The sequence below is a fragment of the Telluria sp. RB2R28 genome (assembly GCF_059685835.1).
Genome location: NZ_JCASIK010000002.1, coordinates 862,088 through 877,623, shown reverse-complemented (window position 1 = coordinate 877,623; position 15,536 = coordinate 862,088). Strand labels below are relative to the sequence as shown.

Below are 15,536 nucleotides of genomic sequence, written 5' to 3'. Positions count from 1 at the left end.
GTAGTCGTTGTGATTAGGGTGCGGATGGTGCGGGCGTCATCGCGTGCAGCCGGTCTGCTGCCTGCATCGGCTGGTGCAGACGCCACAGCAGGCCGGCGGCGATCGCCGACAGCAGTGCGAGCAGGGCGAAGAACGCGCCCGGGGCAAAGCGGCTCCACAGGCTGCCCACCAGGCCCGCCGCCAGGCTGCCGGAGAAGGTGACGAGGAACCACGCCGCCACCGTCGTGCTGCCCAGATGGCGCGGCGCCAGGCGGGCAAACAGGCCCAGGCCGGTCGGCAGGATGAACAGCTCGCCGATCGTCAGCACCAGAAAGAACAGCACGAGCCAGATCCAGCCCGTGACCTGGCCATTGGCGGTCCAGCCGACTGCCGCCAGCAACAGATAGGCCAGCGCCACGATCAGCGCGCCGACCGCCATGCGCCGCAGCGGCGCCTGGTCGGTGCCGGCCGCCGCCCGGCGGTGCCAGTAGGCCAGCAGCGGTGGCGTAAGCAGCATCACGAACAGCGGATTGAGCGACTGGAACCACGTCATCGGAATGAGAAAGCCTCCGGCCGCACGATCGACGCCGCTGTCGGCCCACAGCGCGACCGTGTTGCCGACCTGCTCGTAGGCGGCGCGAAACACCGTGACGGCCAGGCCGATCCCGATCAGCACCAGGATCGTTTCGCGGCCCAAGCCGCGCGGTGCGTCGGTCGTCACGGTGGACCTGGCCGGCAGGGTCTCGGGCGGCAGGTAGCGCGCCCCGCCGACGTAGATGGCAAGGCCGAGCAGCATGCCGATGCCGGCCAGGCCGAAGCCGTAATGCCAGCCATACAGCTCGCCCACCGTGCCGCAGATCAGCGGCGCGAGGAAGCCGCCGATATTGATCCCGACGTAATACACGTTGAAGGCCCAGCCACGGCGCGCGTCGCCGCGCGCATACAGGTCGCCGACCTGGCTTGGCAGCGTGGGCAAGAACAGGCCGTTGCCGAGCGCGATGGTCGCCAGCGCCAGGTAGAACAACGCGTCGAAGGTCATCATGAAGTGGCCCGCCGCCATGACCGAGGCGCCGATGATGATGGCGCGCCGCTTGCCAAGAACACGGTCGGCCAGCATGCCGCCGAGGATCGGCGTGAAATAGGCGGCGGCCGTGTAGGCGCCGTAGATGAACGAGGCGTGGGCCTGGCCGAACAGCAGTTCCTTGGTCATGAAGTAGACCAGCAGCGCGCGCATGCCGTAGTACGAGAACTGTTCCCACATATTCGTCAGGAACAGCACCGTCAGGCCGCGCGGATGGCCGAACCACGTGGGTTGGATCTGCGTGCCGGTCATGCCGTGGCCTTCGCTGCGCCGCCCCAGACGGCGGGCCCCGACCAGACATTGCCGGCGAAGTACTCGACGCCCGGACGGCGATCGGCGGCCAGGAAGATCGGGCCATCCAGGTCGACGATGTCGCATTCCTGGCCCAGCACGAAGCTCGGGGCCATCGCCAGGCTCGAGCCGCCCATATTGCCGACCATGACCTGCAGGCCCAGGCGCCGCGCTTCCTGCGCCATCAGCAGGCCCTCGGTCAGGCCGCCGCATTTGTCGAGTTTGATGTTGACGATGTCGTAGCGCCCGACGCTGGCGGCGATATCGTCCAGCGACTGGATACTCTCATCACCCGCGAGCGGAATCGGCGAGCGCAGGCCTTCCAGGCTGGCTTCGTCGCCGCGCGCCAGCGGTTGTTCGAGCAGGGCCACGTCCTGTTCCACGAGGCCGGCGATCAGCGCATCGAGCTGGCCGGCCGTGAATCCCTGGTTGCCGTCGACGCCCAGCCAGACCTCGGGCCGCGCGGCGCGGATCGCCGCCACGCGCGCCAGGTCGAGTGCCAGATCGCCCGTCAGCTTGATCTTGATCGAGCGCGCCTGCGCATGGCGCTGCGCGGTGGCGGCCATCGCCGATGGCGTGTCGGCGCCCAGCGTGAAGGTCGTGCGCAGCGGCCGTGGTGCGCTCTTGCCAGCCAGCTGCCAGACCGGCACGCCGGCGCGCGCTGCTTCGAGCTCCCACAACGCGCAGTCGACGGCATTGCGCGCGCCGCCGGGCGGCAGGATCGCGCGCAGTTCATCCCGCGTCGGGCCGGCGGCGATCGCGGCGCTGGCGCCGTCGAGCTGCGCCAGCATGTGCGGCACATCGTCGCCCAGGTAGTACACGCCGCCGCCTTCGCCGCGCCCGCTGTGGCGGCCATCACCGAGCGTCACGACGACGACGTTGAACGCGTCGAACAGGTAGCCCGAGATGCGAAATGGCGTGGTCAAACGCAGCTTCTCGACGGCGACCGTCATGGTGACGCGGGCCATCAGTAAGCCACCGTCATGGACAACAGGCCGAAGCGCAGGCAGACATAAGCGATCAGCAGCGCCGAGGCCAGGAACAGCACGCTCCATACGCGGCGCAGGCGACCCTGGCCGGGCGCAAACGCCAGTTGCAGATTGCGCGCGCCTGCCAGCAGCGCCGCCACGAAGGCCAGCAAGCCGCCGATCTGCAGGAGCCACAGCCACGGGTCGAGCGAGGCGGTAGCGTATTTGAGGCTGATATCGAATACCGACACGATGCCCACCCAGCCCGCCAGCACCGCCAGGCAGGCCGCAGCTGAGATGCGCGTGGCCAGCGCCGCCTTGCGCGCCGGGCCGGTCAACACATGCTGCAGCTTGAAGCGGCGGCGCACGATCCAGCCGGCCGGCATGGCCAGCACCGCGAACACGAACACGGCCAGCGCCGCGCCAACGGCCGGCAGCAGCCAGGCGCTGTTCTTCCCGGCCGGGACGGGTTCCATGACCATGAACGGCGACATGAAGTCCATGCTCCAGCGGACCACGCGATCGTTGACAACCTGCGCCGCGAGGCGGTCTTCGCCATTGCGGTCGCGCCAGACAAACGGCGCGATCTCGACCCATTCGCGGGGCCGGCCGTTGGTTCCCACCATGGCCGGAATGACGAGCGCGCCCTTGTCGTCAACGGCCACCTTGACCTGGCCAAGCAGGTCGAAGATGGCGAAGAAGTTGGTCTCGGCGCGGCGGCTGCTTTCCCACGAGCCGGTCATCATCTGCGCGTGCTGCGCAGCGAGTTTCGCGTCGACGCGGCCATCGGGCGGCAGCGTGGAGGGGAGGTAGCGGTCCGAGAAGTCCTGGAACAGGGCGCTGCGCAGCGGGTTGGAGGCGCCTTCGCGCCCGCTGCTGTTGACCGACAGGTACAGGCCGACGCCATCGTCCATGTACAGGTGCAGCGACGTGTGGAACGCTTCGGTGTCGCCCAGGTGGGCGATCACGCTGCGGCCATTGACGTTGGTTTCAAAAAAGCCCAGTTCCATGCGGTTGAGTGGTGGCAGCAGCGACGCGGGGTTGACCTTGTCCAGCGAACTGCTGTGCATCGCGTTGGCGGTGGCCTCGGACAGGATGCGCGCGCCGTTGAACTGGCCTTTCTGCAGGTGCGCGATCATGAAGTTGGCCATGTCGGTGCCGCTGGCCGACAGGCCGCCGGCTGGCGCCGAGTTGACGACTTCGAAGCCCAGCGATGGCTGGCCCGGCTTGCTGTAGCCGGTAGCCGCCAGCGGCGCCAGTGCAGGCGGCAGTGGCTGGCGGAAGCTCGCGGTGCGCATGTTCAGCGGTGCGAAGATGCGCTGCTCCACATAATCGTCGAACGACATGCCGGCGATGCGCCCGACGATGTAGCCGGCCAGCGAGGTGGCGTAGTTGGAGTAGGCGGGCGTGGTGCCGGCGTCAAAGATGCGCGCCGGGACGCGTTCCTTGAGCAGTTCGCAGAGCGGGCGGATATCCGCCTTGTCGTAGACGATCAGGTACTTCACCGACTCTTCGAAGCCGGCGGTGTGGGTCATGATCTGGCGCATCGTGACGGGCTTGCCGGCGCGCGGGGCGATCTTGAAATCGAGGTACCCGTTGATGTCGGCATCCAGATCGAGCTTGCCCTGTTCGACCAGTTGCATGACGGCGGTCCAGGTCACGAGCTTGGAGACCGAGCCGGGCCGGAACAGCGTGCGCTCCGGGTCGACCGGCGTGCGCTTGTCGACGTCGGCATAACCGAAGCCGCGCGCGGTGAGGATCTGGCCGTCCTTGACCACGACGACCACTGCGCCGGGGATGTCGCTCTTGTTCAACGCGAATGGCATGTAGCCGTCGAGCCAGGTGTCGACGTCCGTCTTGTCGAGCGTTTTGCCATTGCCGGCGCGGGGCGCCGCAACCAGCGTTGGCGGCGGCCCGGATGGCGGCGTCGCCGCCGGCTTCGCGCCAGCAGGCGAGGGCGGCACGGCCGGGGCCTGGGGCGCCTGCTGCGCGGCGGCGCCGGCGCTCCAGCAGACAACGCTCATCAAGACCATCTTCAGAAATCTCATCAAGGCTCCCTATCCATACGGTTGATTGCGGTCGATCGGGCCAGCCTATAAAATAAAGCTTGATCCGAGTATTTTTCTCTGATTAGAGAAATATCTACCCAATCGGAAACCATGTCAACATTTTATGAATGCCGTCCATGACCTCTGAATCCCCGACCCTTGGCGCGTTGATCCGCGGCCTGCGCAGCCGCAAGGGGTGGACGCTGAAAGAAATGAGCGCAAACAGCGGCATCCCGGTCTCCACGCTGTCGAAGGTGGAGCACGGCCAGCTGACGCTCAGCTACGACAAGCTGTACCAGCTGAGCCAAAAGCTCGGGATGCGTATGTCCGAGTTGTTTGCCGAAGAAGACAAGGGCGCAGACACGCCGGTGACGGCGCGGCGCAGCATCGGCGATCTGGCCAGTGCGGTGCGCGTGGAGACGCCCAACTACGACTACCACTACCTGTGCGCAGAGCTGCGCCGCAAGCGGATGATTCCCGTGATCGCGCGCATCCGCGCCAAGTCGGTCAAGCAGTTCGGGCAGCTGGTGCATCACTCGGGCGAAGAATTCACGTACGTGCTCAAGGGCGCGGTCGTGCTGCACAGCGAGTTCTACGATCCGGTGGTGCTCAGGGAAGGGCAGTCAATCTACTTCGATTCGAGCATGGGGCACGCGTACCTGGCGCCGGAAGGCTGCGACGAGGCCGAGGTGCTGACCGTGATGTCGAGTGAGGATGAGGAGCAGATGCAGGCGATCATGTCGTCGCACACGCATGAGAATACGCACACGCCCGCGCACGCGACGGCCGACGGCGAGCCTCCGGTAGAGCCAAAGCCGGTCAAGCCCCGCAAGCGCAGCAGGCAGGATGGGTAGCCTGCTGCGCTGCGCTCATTCGTAGCGCAGGCAATCCACCGGCAGCAGGCGCGAGGCGCGCCGGGCCGGATAAAAGCCGAAGAACACGCCCACCGCCGTGGCAAACCCGCACGCCACCATGACCGCGCTGATGGTGAGATAGACCTCAAAGTCCGCAAACTTCGTGATCAAGACCGCGCCGCCGGCCGCAATGGCAATGCCGACCAGGCCACCGGCCAGGCAGATCACCACCGCCTCGGCCAGAAACTGCATCAGCACGTCGTTGGGCCGCGCGCCGATCGCCATGCGGATGCCGATTTCGCGCGTGCGCTCGGTCACCGACACCAGCATGATGTTCATGATGCCGATGCCCCCGACCAGCAGCGAGATCGCGCCGATCAGGCCAAGCAGCAGCGCGACGCCGGCCGTGATCTTGTTGGCCGTTTCGGCGATCGTGTTCAGGTTCTGCACCCGGAAGTCGTCGGGATCGTCGACGCGAATCCGGTGCCGGCTGCGGATGACTTCCTTGATGTCCTCGATCGCATCCGTCATCGCCACGCCGGGCCGGCCCTGTGCATTGATGTAATGGACGTTCTGCGGAAACGGCGACTTGACCAGGTTGGCGCTCGCCGCCGTGATTGGCACGAGGATCTGTTCGGCCAGGTCGGTGCCGTCGGTCTGGCGGCCTTCGCCGGCCAGCACGCCCACCACCTGGAACGCGACGTTCTCGATGCGCAGGAACTGGCCGAGCGGATCGGCGCGGTAAAAGAACTGGTCCGCCACCTTCTGGCCGATCACCACCAGGCGCGCGCTGGCGCGCACGTCGCTTTCGCTGAACAGCGTGCCCTGGTCGACCTTCCAGTTACGGATCGTGAACATCGCCGGCGTCACGCCCATGACCATGCTGCTGGCGTTCTCGTTGCCGGCGGTGACCTTGAAGCTGCCCTGCAGCGCCGGCGCGGCGCCGGTCAGGCTGGGTAGCGCGTTGAGTGCTTCGGCATCGTCCAGCGTCAGCACCGCCACCTTGCCTTCGCGGGCGCGCTGGGCGGCGGTGCGGTCGCCCCCCGGCATCACGTAGACCATGTTCGTGCCCAGCATCTGCAACTGCTTGCCGATGAAGCGCTGCATGCTGTCGCCCAGTGCCAGCAGCAGCACGACCGACGCGATGCCAATCACGATACCCAGCATCGTCAGGGCAGTGCGCAGCCGGTTGGCCGCCATCGAACGGAACGACTCGATCAGGACCTGGACCAGGTTCATCGCGCGGCTCCCGCCTGGCTGCCTGCCAGTTGCAGGCCTTCGGCCGCCGGGCCGTCGTACAGCACGCGGCCATCCTTCAGGCGCACCAGGCGCCGGCTGTAGGCGGCGACATCGGGTTCGTGCGTCACCAGCACGATCGTGATGCCTCGCTCGCGGTTCAGGGTGCCGAAGCTGGTCATGATGTCGTCGCTCGTGTGGGTGTCGAGGTTGCCGGTCGGTTCATCGGCCAGCAGCAGCGGCGGATCGGTCACGAGGGCGCGTGCGATGGCCACGCGCTGCTGCTGGCCGCCCGACAGCTGGCTCGGGGTGCGCCTGGCAAACTCGCCCAGGCCCACGCGCTCGAGCTCCTGCACCGCGCGCGCCTGCGCCTTGGCGCGGCCCATGCCGCCATAGATCAGGGGCAGGGCGACGTTCTCGGCCACGCTCATGCGCTTGATGAGGTTGAAGCTCTGGAACACGAAGCCGATCGTGCGGTTGCGGATGTCGGCCAGTTCGGCGCGCCCGAGCGTGCGCGTGTCGACGCCGTTCAGCAGATAGGTGCCGCCGGTCGCCTGGTCCAGGCATCCGAGGATATTCATCAGCGTCGACTTGCCGGAGCCAGACTGGCCCATGACCGAGACGAAGTCGCCGTGCTCCACGCACAGGTCGACGCCGTGCAGCACCGGGGTTTCGACAGCGCCGCTCAGGTAGGTCTTGACCACGCCGCGGATGTCGATCAGCGGCCCGGTCATGGATTTTCCGGCGTGGCCAGCGAGCGGGTGACGACGCGGTCGCCCGGCTTCAGGTCGCCCGAGACGACTTCGGTATAGCGGAAGTTCGACAGACCGGCGCGGATGTCGACCGGTTGCGGCCGGTTCATCGCATCGAGCTTGTAAATCTTGAACATGCGCGTGGTGTCGCTCGCGCTGCGGAATGCGACGTCGTCGTCCTTGACGGGGGCAGGCGTAGCCGCAACGGCGCCTGGTTTGGCGTCCTTGTTGCGCTTGCGTTCGGCTTCCTGTTCTTCTTCCGACAGCCGGAAGCGCAGCGCGGTGGTCGGGATACGCAGCACGTCCGGGCGATTCGCCACCACCAGCCGCACCTGCGCCGTCATGCCGGGCTTGAGCAGTTCGTCGACGTTGTCGACGTCGAGCACCACGTTGTAGGTCACGACGTTCTGTACCACGTTCGGCGCGAGGCGGAACTGGCGCATGGTGGCGGCAAATTCGCGGTCGGGATAGGCATCGACGACGAAGCGGGCCGGCAGGCCATCCTTGAGCTGGCCGACGTCGGCTTCGGACACGCTGGTATCGATCTGCATCTTGGTCAGGTCTTGCGCGATCTGGAACAGGTTCGGCGTGTTGAACGAGGCTGCCACGGTCTGGCCCAGGTCGATCGTGCGCTTGATGACGACGCCGTCGATCGGCGAGCGGATCACGCTGTTGTTCAGGTCCGCCCTGGCGCGGTCGTGCTGCGCCTGCGCCAGCGTCAGGTTGGCCTGCGCGACCTGCATCTCGCGCTTGGACTGGTCGAGCGCGAGGCCGGACAGGAAGTTCTGCGCCACCAGCTGCTCGTTGCGCTCGAACGTGGCCTGGGCCAGGCGCAGACTGGCGCGCGCCGATGCGATGTTGGCTTCAGCCTGGCGCACCTGGGCATTGAAGATGGTCGGCTCGAGCTTGAGCAGCACCTGGCCTTTTTTCACGCGGTCGTTGAAGTCGGCATTCAGTTCGGCCACGGTGCCCGATACCTGCGAGCCGACGTTGATCAGCGCGACCGGATTGATGGTGCCGGTGGCGGTGACGGTCTGGTTGATGGCGCCGCGGTCCACGACGGTGCTGCGGTATTGGGATGGTGGTACGGCGTCGTCCTTGCGCTTGACGACGGCAACGGCGACGGCGATGGCAGCGAGGACGGCAACGGCGATGACAACGCGCTTCCTGGTGAAGATGTTCATTGTATGTATGCCAGATAAATACCAAGTAAAGGCCGAGTTTGATGCACCGGTGCGCGAATGGCAATGCATGGCGCATTGAGAGGCCTGAATTTGGCGGCGAAGGCCCGCCAATTTTGGAAAAAGGGCGGCGCCGATCCGCTAGAATGGCGTATTCCTTTTTTACCGAAGCATCATGACTCAAGACGAACTGAAACAAGCCGTAGCACGCGCCGCCATCGATTACGTGGTCGAGGGTGAAATCATCGGCGTGGGCACCGGCTCGACCGCCAACTTCTTCATCGACGAACTGGCGAAGATCAAGGACCGCATCAAGGGCACCGTCGCGTCGTCCGAAGCCACGGCAAGCCGCCTGCGCGGCCACGGCATCCCCGTGTTCGACCTGAACGATGTCGAGTCGATGGCGGTCTACATCGATGGCGCCGACGAAATCAACGCGCAGGGCGCGATGATCAAGGGTGGCGGCGCAGCGCTCACGCGCGAGAAAATCGTCGCGTCGGTGGCAAAGAAATTCGTCTGCATCGCCGACGGCTCCAAGCTGGTTGAGACGCTGGGCGCATTCGCGTTGCCGGTCGAAGTGATCCCGATGGCGCGTGCCTCGGTGATGCGCCAGCTGGCGGCGCTGGGCGGCCAGCCAAAGCTGCGCCTCAAGGCTGGTACCGATCAGGCCTTCATCACCGACAACGGCGGTGAGCTGATCGACGTGGCGGGCTTGAGCATCACCGATCCGGTGGCGCTCGAAGAGAACATCAACCAGATCGTCGGCGTGATCGCCGTTGGCCTGTTCGCCAAAGCCGGCGCCGATGTCTGCCTGCTTGGCACGGCGGACGGCGTCAAGACCCTGTCGCTGTAACCGGAAACCCGACCATGAATCGTGCGCTGCTGCTGTCTGCTCCTTCGCTCGCTGCCTTGCTGGCAGGTTGCTCTGTCTTTGGCAGTTCGATTGACCTGTCCGAGCCTGCCGTTGTGGCGCCGGCGGCATCGACCGACGTGACAGCGATCCAGCGCACGCCGTTCAAGGTCGGTGAATCGTCGCACACGGTCGAGAAGCTGGCCAAGGCGCAGGCCTGCACCAGCACGCAGGGCGCGGGGCTGGTAACCGAGCCGGGGCCGATCGAGGTCTACCGGATGCAGTGCCAGAATGGCCAGGTGTTCATGGCGCGCTGCGAGCTGCGCCAGTGCAAAAAAATGTAAGAGACCAGGCGTAAAAAATCCCGCTCGCGGCCAGTGCCCCGAGCGGGATTTTTTTGTGCGCCCAGCGTATGAAGCGCGGCGTGCTTACACCGGTGGCGGCACGTAGCCCATTGCCTGGTCGGCGCCTTCGCCGAAGAAGTGCTTCTCCAGCTGCGTCGCCAGGTATTTGCGCGCGCGGTCGTCGGCCAGGTTCAGGCGGTTTTCGTTGATCAGCATGGTCTGGTGCTTGAGCCATGCCTGCCAGGCTTCTTTCGACACCTGCAGGTACAGCTTCTTGCCCATTTCGCCAGGGACCGGTGGGTAATCCAGGCCTTCGGCTTCCTTGTTCAGTTTGATGCAGTGGACGGTGCGGGCCATCGAGTACTCCTGTTATTCGTTCGGTGATTCGGTCATGTAAGACGCGTATTATAAAGTCTTGATCAAGACCTGTGAGCGGCGCTGCCAGTTGTACATGTGCTGCCGGTCTTTCGGCAGGTCGTCCACGGTGGCCGGCACGAAGCCGCGCTTCTTGAACCAGTGCGACGTGCGGGTGGTCAGCACGAACAGCTTGGTCAGGCCGGCCGCGCGGGCGCGGTTTTCCATGTGCTTGAGGATGCGTTCACCGTCACCCTGCGTCTGCGCGTCCTGGCTCACGGTCAGGCAGGCCATCTCGCCCATCTTCGATCCGGGGAACGGATACAGCGCGGCGCAGCCGAAGATCACGCCATCGTGGTCGATCACCGAGAACTGGTCGATCTCGCGCTCGATCAGCTCGCGGCCGCGATAGACCAGCGTACCGTCGGCTTCAAGTGGCTCGATGAGCTTGATAATTCCGCCAACGTCCTCAATTGTGGCCTGACGCAGGCTTTCGAGGTTCTCGTGGCTGATCATGGTGCCCACGCCATCGTGCGTAAATACCTCGAGCAGCGCCGAGCCGTCCATCTCGAACGGAATGATGTGGGCGCGATCGACGCCGGCGTTGCAGGCCTTGATCGCATGCTCCATGTAGAACGCGGCCGAGTCGGACAGGAAGCCCGCCTGCAGCACGGCTTCGGCCATGTGCGACGACAGCTCGCGGATCTCGGTGCCGGCAGCGTCGACGATCATCGGCGTTTCGGTAATGAAGATCAGCTTGTCGGCGTGCAGCGCGATGGCGGCGGATGCGGCGACGTCTTCCAGCGTCAGGTTGAAGATTTCGCCGGTGGGCGAGAAACCCAGCGGCGAGAGCAGCACCAGGTTGTCTTCGGTCTGCAGGATCGGGTGGATTTTTTCGGCGGCGATCTTGCGCGTGACGCCCGTGAGTTCGAAGTCGACGCCGTCGATCACGCCAAGCGGGCGGGCGACGACGAAGTTGCCCGAGACGATGCTGATCTGGGCATTGGACATCGGCGTGTTGGGCAGGCCCTGGCTGAAGGCGGCTTCGATATCGAGGCGCAGTTCGCCGGCGGCTTCTTTCGCGCATTCGAGGGCGGCGGTGTCGGTGACGCGCACGCCGTTGTGAAAGCGCCCCTCGACGTTACGCAGTTCGAGCTGTTCGGCCACCTGTGGACGCGAGCCGTGCACCAGCACGATCCGGATGCCCAGGCCAACCAGTAGTGACAAGTCCTGCGCCAGTACCGGTAGCGCGCCGGCGGCAACGAGCTCGCCGGGGAAGGCGACCACGAAGGTCTTGCCGCCGAATGCGTGAATGTACGGCGCGACCGAGCGCAGCCACTGGACGAATTGGGTAGGAGTTTCCATTTGCCGCATTATAATTCGCTGCGCGATGTGCGCACCAAAACCTTGTAAAAATCAATGTCTGAACAGAGTAACAAGCCTTCGCAACGACCGGCGCGCGCCGTAGACGCCACCTCCAATGCCAGTGCGGCCCCTGCACCTGCCCAGCCACGTCCACGCCGCGCGCGTGGCGAGGGGCAGCCACGCCAGGAGCGCCCGCCCCGCGAGGATGTTCCCCGCGAGCGCAATCCGCTGCCGCCCATTACCTTCCCCGAAGACTTGCCGGTCTCGGGCCGGCGCGCCGAAATCGCCAAGGCGATCCAGGAGAACCAGGTCGTCATCGTCTCGGGCGAAACCGGTTCGGGCAAGACGACCCAGCTGCCGAAGATCTGTCTGGAGCTGGGCCGCGGCAGTAAGGGCCTGATCGGCCACACGCAGCCGCGCCGGATCGCCGCGTCGTCCACCGCCAAGCGCATCGCGCAGGAACTGGGCACGCCGCTGGGCGAGCACGTGGGCTTCAAGGTGCGCTTCAACGACACGTTGCAAAAGGGCGCGTCGGTCAAGCTGATGACCGACGGTATCCTCCTGGCTGAAACGCAGACCGATCCGCTGCTGCGCAACTACGACACGATCATCATCGACGAGGCGCACGAACGCAGCCTGAACATCGACTTCTTGCTCGGCTACCTGAAGCAGCTGATGCCGCGCCGGCCCGACCTGAAGATCATCATCACGTCGGCGACGATCGACGCCGAGCGCTTCGCGCGCCACTTCGGCAAGGGCGATGGGGCCGATCTGAAACCGGCGCCGGTGATCGAGGTGTCGGGCCGTCTGTACGCGGTCGAAGTGCGCTATCGCGCGGTCGATCGTGACCCGGTCGCGGGCGTCAATACGCCCAAGCCTGCGCAGGCCTCAGATGCTGCACCGAACCTCGCGCCGAGAGCGCAAGCGGCGCGCGACAAGCGCGACCTGATGGACGCCGTGGTCGATGCCGTCGATGAAGTGTGCCGCCTGGGGCAGGGTGATGTGCTCGTGTTCCTGCCGGGCGAGCGCGAGATCCGCGATTGCGCCGAGGCGCTGCGCAAGCACCATCCGCCGCATGTCGAGATCCTGCCGCTGTTTGCGCGCCTGTCGGTCGAAGAACAGGATCGCGTGTTCCGCACGACCAACGCGCGCCGCATCGTGTTGTCGACCAACGTGGCCGAAACCTCGCTGACCGTGCCGGGCATCCGCTACGTGGTCGACACGGGCCTGGCGCGCGTGAAGCGCTACAGCTTCAGGAACAAGGTCGAGCAGTTGCAGGTCGAGCCGATCGCGCAGTCGGCCGCCAACCAGCGCGCGGGCCGTTGCGGCCGCGTGGCCGATGGCGTCTGCATCCGCCTGTTCGAAGAAGACGATTTCCTCAAGCGTCCCAAATTTACCGAACCCGAAATCCTGCGCTCGTCGCTGGCCGCCGTCATCCTGCGCATGAAGGCGCTGCGCCTGACGGACGTGGAGACGTTCCCGTTCATCGAGGCGCCGCAAGGCCGCGCGATCGCCGACGGCTACCAGCTGCTGCAAGAGGTTGGCGCGGTCGACGACACCAATGAATTGACGCCGCTGGGCCGCAAGCTGGCCAAGCTGCCGCTCGACCCGCGCGTGGGCCGCATGATTCTCGCAGCGCTCGACAACGGCTGCCTGACCGAGATGCTGATCGTGGCCTCGGCCCTGTCGACGCAGGACCCGCGCGACCGCCCCATCGAATACCAGCAGCAGGCGGACGAGAAGCACAAGAAGTTCGCCGACGAGCGCTCGGAATTCCTCAGCTACCTGAAGATCTGGGCCTGGTTCGAAGACGCGATCGAGCACAAGAAAACCAATCGCCAGTTGCAGGAAAACTGCCGCGCCAACTTCCTGTCGCAGGTGCGCTTGCGCGAGTGGCGCGATGTGCACTCGCAGTTGCTCACCATCGTGCGCGAGCAGGGCTGGCGCCTGAACGAGTCGCCGGCAACGTACGAGCAGCTGCATATCTCGCTGCTCACGGGCCTGCTGGGCAATATCGGCTTCAAGGCCGAGGACGAGCAGGCCGGTATCTACCTGGGCGCACGCGGCATCAAGTTCCACATCTGGCCCGGCTCGACGCTGGGCAAGAAGGCAGGGCGCTGGATCATGGCGGCCGAACTGGTCGAGACCACGCGCCTGTATGCGCGCACGATCGCGCAGATCCAGCCGGAGTGGGTCGAGAAGGTCGGCGCGCACATGCTGAAGAAATCCTGGGGCGAGCCGCGCTGGGAGAAAAAGCAGGCGCAGGTCACGGCGCTCGAACGCGCGACGCTGCACGGCATCGTCATCTACGGCGCGCGCCGCATCAACTACGGCCAGCGCAATCCAACCGAAGCGCGCGAGATCTTCATTCGCGACGCGCTGGTCGCCGGGGACTACGAAACGCGCCTGCCGTTCTATATCCACAACCACAAGCTGGTGAAGGACATCGAGAACCTCGAGCACAAGTCGCGCCGCCAGGACGTTCTGGTGGACGACCAGCTGATCGCGGCCTTCTACGACAGCGAGATCCCGCGCGACATCGTCAATGGCGCCGGCTTCGAGAAGTGGTACAAGGACGTCGCGCGCGAGAACCCGAAGCTGCTGTACCTGAACCGCGAAGAACTGATGCGGCACGAAGCGGCCGGCATCACCACCGAGTTGTTCCCGAAGACGATGACCGTCACCGGCATCGAGATGGGGCTGTCGTACCACTTCGAGCCGGGCAGCGTGCGCGATGGCGTGACGCTGGCCGTGCCGCTGTTCGCGCTGAACCAGATTCCGCAGGAGCGCGCGGCGTGGCTGGTGCCGGGCATGATCAAGGAAAAGGTGCACCTGCTGCTCAAGTCCCTGCCGCAAAAGCTGCGCCGTCACTGCGTGCCGCTGCCGGACTATGCGGCGAAGTTCGTCGAGCGCATCCACACGGCCGGCACGTTTGGGCGCGGGGACCTGATCGACGTGCTGATCGCCGACGTGCGCGCGCAGACCGGCACGCTGGTGCTGACGGCCGACTTCAAGATCGAGACGCTGCCGGCGCACATGTTCATGAACTTCAAGGTGATCGACGAGCACAGTCGCCAGCTGGACATGGGCCGTAACCTGGCCACGCTGCAGGCCGAACTGGGCGGGCAGGCGCGCGAGAGTTTCCAGAAGATGGCCGAGTCGGCGCCGGCATCGAGCAGTTCGCTCGCGCGGCTGGCGCGGCCTGGCGCAGTTGGTTCGGGCGCAGCGGCTTCCACTGCTGCTGCACCCGCCGTGGCGCCGGCGGCCAAGGGCAAGGGTCCCCAGCCGGCCGCGCCGGCGGTGGCCTCGGCCAAGGGTGCGTCGACCAGCAGCCAGCACACGAAGCTGACTGCCTGGACCTTTGGCGACTTGCCGGAGCTCCTGGAGATCAACCAGGGCAAGCTGACGCTGATCGGCTTCCCGGCGCTGGTCGACAAGATCACGCACTGCGATCTGGAAGTGTTCGACGACCCGAACGTGGCGGCGCGCACGCACCGTGTGGGCCTGCGCCGCCTGTTTGCGCTGCAGTTCAAGGAGCAGCTCAAGTTCGCCGAGAAGAACATCCCGGGCCTGCAGGGCATGGGCATGCAGTTCATGAGCCTGGGTTCGCAGGAAGACTTGCGCGACCAGATCGTGGCCAAGGCGATCGACATCGCCTGCCTGCAGGATCCGCTGCCACTCAATGCAGCGCAGTTCAATGCGCGCCGCGACCAGGGCAAGGGCCGCATTGGCCTCTTGATCAACGAGGTGGCGCGCCTTGCGGGCCAGGTGCTGGCCGAATTCCACGGCATGCCCAAGCGCGTGCAAACGCTGCCGCAGGCAGTGTCTGCCGACATCATGGGGCAGTTGCAGGCGCTCGTGCACAAGCGCTTCATCGCGGACAACGAGTACAGCCAGCTGGCGCACTTCCCGCGCTACCTGAAGGGGATCAACGTGCGGCTGGAGAAGCTGCGCGGCAATCCGACGCGCGATGCTCAGCTGATGGCGGAGTGGCAGTCGGCAGCGGCGCAGTTCCAGCGCACGCTCAAGAACATGGGGTCGAAGAACAACGATCCGCGCATGATCGAGTTCCGCTGGATGCTCGAAGAATTGCGGGTGTCGCTGTTCGCGCAGGAGTTGAGGACGCCGATGCCGGTGTCGGCCAAGCGTTTGCAGAAGGTGTGGGAGTCGATGCAGCGGTAATGACGGTGCATGGTTGACGGCTTGGTTGTCAGCCTGGCGCCAGCCATGCAG

Annotated in this window: 12 protein-coding genes; 4 read left to right on the top strand and 8 right to left on the bottom strand. The window is 65.6% G+C overall.

All coding sequences use genetic code 11. From position 1 onward, the window contains the following. Nucleotides 1–13 precede the first annotated feature (13 nt). The 3 genes from AC56LV_RS11485 to AC56LV_RS11475 are packed head-to-tail and all read right to left on the bottom strand — an operon-like array spanning nt 14 to nt 4,367. Complete coding sequence (locus AC56LV_RS11485; RefSeq protein ID WP_499557722.1) at nt 14–1,312, bottom strand: peptide MFS transporter; 1,299 nt, start codon at nt 1,310–1,312, stop codon at nt 14–16. Further along, nucleotides 1,309–2,319, bottom strand: a complete 1,011-nt coding sequence (locus AC56LV_RS11480; protein WP_499557720.1) for a dipeptide epimerase — start codon at nt 2,317–2,319, stop codon at nt 1,309–1,311. Before AC56LV_RS11480 ends, AC56LV_RS11485 begins: the two co-directional genes overlap by 4 nt. Then, the gene (locus tag AC56LV_RS11475) at nt 2,319–4,367 is read right to left on the bottom strand and encodes a serine hydrolase domain-containing protein (protein ID WP_499557718.1); all 2,049 of its coding nucleotides are present in this window, start codon (nt 4,365–4,367) and stop codon (nt 2,319–2,321) included. The genes AC56LV_RS11480 and AC56LV_RS11475 overlap by 1 nt, the downstream gene beginning before the upstream one ends. A gap of 137 nt (nt 4,368–4,504) precedes the next feature. Here AC56LV_RS11475 and AC56LV_RS11470 point away from each other — a divergent pair, with 137 nt between their 5' ends. After that, a complete protein-coding gene (locus AC56LV_RS11470; protein WP_499455162.1) occupies nt 4,505–5,221 on the top strand; it encodes a helix-turn-helix domain-containing protein in 717 nt (238 codons plus the stop codon). Between the two features lie 15 nt (nt 5,222–5,236). Here the strand turns inward: AC56LV_RS11470 and AC56LV_RS11465 are convergent, their stop codons facing one another. Genes AC56LV_RS11465 through AC56LV_RS11455 form a run of 3 tightly spaced genes read right to left on the bottom strand, consistent with a single transcriptional unit; the run spans nt 5,237 to nt 8,393 of the window. Further along, the gene (locus tag AC56LV_RS11465) at nt 5,237–6,460 is read right to left on the bottom strand and encodes an ABC transporter permease (RefSeq protein WP_499557716.1); all 1,224 of its coding nucleotides are present in this window, start codon (nt 6,458–6,460) and stop codon (nt 5,237–5,239) included. Then, nucleotides 6,457–7,191: an ABC transporter ATP-binding protein gene (locus tag AC56LV_RS11460; protein ID WP_499557714.1), complete on the bottom strand. Its 735-nt coding sequence runs from the start codon at nt 7,189–7,191 to the stop codon at nt 6,457–6,459. Before AC56LV_RS11460 ends, AC56LV_RS11465 begins: the two co-directional genes overlap by 4 nt. Next, on the bottom strand, nt 7,188–8,393 hold the full coding sequence (locus AC56LV_RS11455; protein WP_499557712.1) for an efflux RND transporter periplasmic adaptor subunit: 1,206 nt from the start codon (nt 8,391–8,393) through the stop codon (nt 7,188–7,190). Before AC56LV_RS11455 ends, AC56LV_RS11460 begins: the two co-directional genes overlap by 4 nt. Nucleotides 8,394–8,565: 172 nt before the next feature. Between AC56LV_RS11455 and rpiA the strand changes: the two genes are divergently transcribed. Beyond that, nucleotides 8,566–9,243 carry a ribose-5-phosphate isomerase RpiA gene (gene rpiA, locus AC56LV_RS11450; protein ID WP_499557710.1) on the top strand — a complete coding sequence of 226 codons (678 nt, stop codon included), beginning with the start codon at nt 8,566–8,568 and terminating at the stop codon, nt 9,241–9,243. Nucleotides 9,244–9,257: 14 nt separating this feature from the next. Next, nucleotides 9,258–9,584 carry a hypothetical protein gene (locus AC56LV_RS11445; protein WP_499455158.1) on the top strand — a complete coding sequence of 109 codons (327 nt, stop codon included), beginning with the start codon at nt 9,258–9,260 and terminating at the stop codon, nt 9,582–9,584. Nucleotides 9,585–9,668: 84 nt separating this feature from the next. Here AC56LV_RS11445 and AC56LV_RS11440 read toward each other — a convergent pair whose 3' ends face one another. Next, entirely contained in the window at nt 9,669–9,941 is a 273-nt protein-coding gene (locus AC56LV_RS11440) for an oxidative damage protection protein (protein ID WP_183555634.1), read from the bottom strand. Between the two features lie 48 nt (nt 9,942–9,989). After that, nucleotides 9,990–11,303 (bottom strand): amino-acid N-acetyltransferase, encoded by a 1,314-nt coding sequence (argA, locus tag AC56LV_RS11435; RefSeq protein WP_499557708.1) that lies wholly within the window; start codon nt 11,301–11,303, stop codon nt 9,990–9,992. A 54-nt stretch (nt 11,304–11,357) separates the two neighbouring features. On the opposite strand from argA, the gene hrpA reads away from it, so the two are divergent. Beyond that, nucleotides 11,358–15,485: an ATP-dependent RNA helicase HrpA gene (gene hrpA / locus AC56LV_RS11430; protein ID WP_499557706.1), complete on the top strand. Its 4,128-nt coding sequence runs from the start codon at nt 11,358–11,360 to the stop codon at nt 15,483–15,485. The last annotated feature ends 51 nt before the right edge of the window (nt 15,486–15,536 follow it).

Excerpts from the sequence above, each read along its gene's own strand:
- AC56LV_RS11485 (WP_499557722.1), bottom strand. The coding sequence starts at position 1,312 with ATGACCGGCACGCAGATCCAACCCACGTGGTTCGGCCATCCGCGCGGC.
- AC56LV_RS11480 (WP_499557720.1), bottom strand. The coding sequence starts at position 2,319 with ATGGCCCGCGTCACCATGACGGTCGCCGTCGAGAAGCTGCGTTTGACC.
- AC56LV_RS11475 (WP_499557718.1), bottom strand. The coding sequence starts at position 4,367 with ATGAGATTTCTGAAGATGGTCTTGATGAGCGTTGTCTGCTGGAGCGCC.
- AC56LV_RS11470 (WP_499455162.1), top strand. The coding sequence starts at position 4,505 with ATGACCTCTGAATCCCCGACCCTTGGCGCGTTGATCCGCGGCCTGCGC.
- AC56LV_RS11465 (WP_499557716.1), bottom strand. The coding sequence starts at position 6,460 with ATGAACCTGGTCCAGGTCCTGATCGAGTCGTTCCGTTCGATGGCGGCC.
- AC56LV_RS11460 (WP_499557714.1), bottom strand. The coding sequence starts at position 7,191 with ATGACCGGGCCGCTGATCGACATCCGCGGCGTGGTCAAGACCTACCTG.
- AC56LV_RS11455 (WP_499557712.1), bottom strand. The coding sequence starts at position 8,393 with ATGAACATCTTCACCAGGAAGCGCGTTGTCATCGCCGTTGCCGTCCTC.
- rpiA (WP_499557710.1), top strand. The coding sequence starts at position 8,566 with ATGACTCAAGACGAACTGAAACAAGCCGTAGCACGCGCCGCCATCGAT.
- AC56LV_RS11445 (WP_499455158.1), top strand. The coding sequence starts at position 9,258 with ATGAATCGTGCGCTGCTGCTGTCTGCTCCTTCGCTCGCTGCCTTGCTG.
- AC56LV_RS11440 (WP_183555634.1), bottom strand. The coding sequence starts at position 9,941 with ATGGCCCGCACCGTCCACTGCATCAAACTGAACAAGGAAGCCGAAGGC.
- argA (WP_499557708.1), bottom strand. The coding sequence starts at position 11,303 with ATGGAAACTCCTACCCAATTCGTCCAGTGGCTGCGCTCGGTCGCGCCG.
- hrpA (WP_499557706.1), top strand. The coding sequence starts at position 11,358 with ATGTCTGAACAGAGTAACAAGCCTTCGCAACGACCGGCGCGCGCCGTA.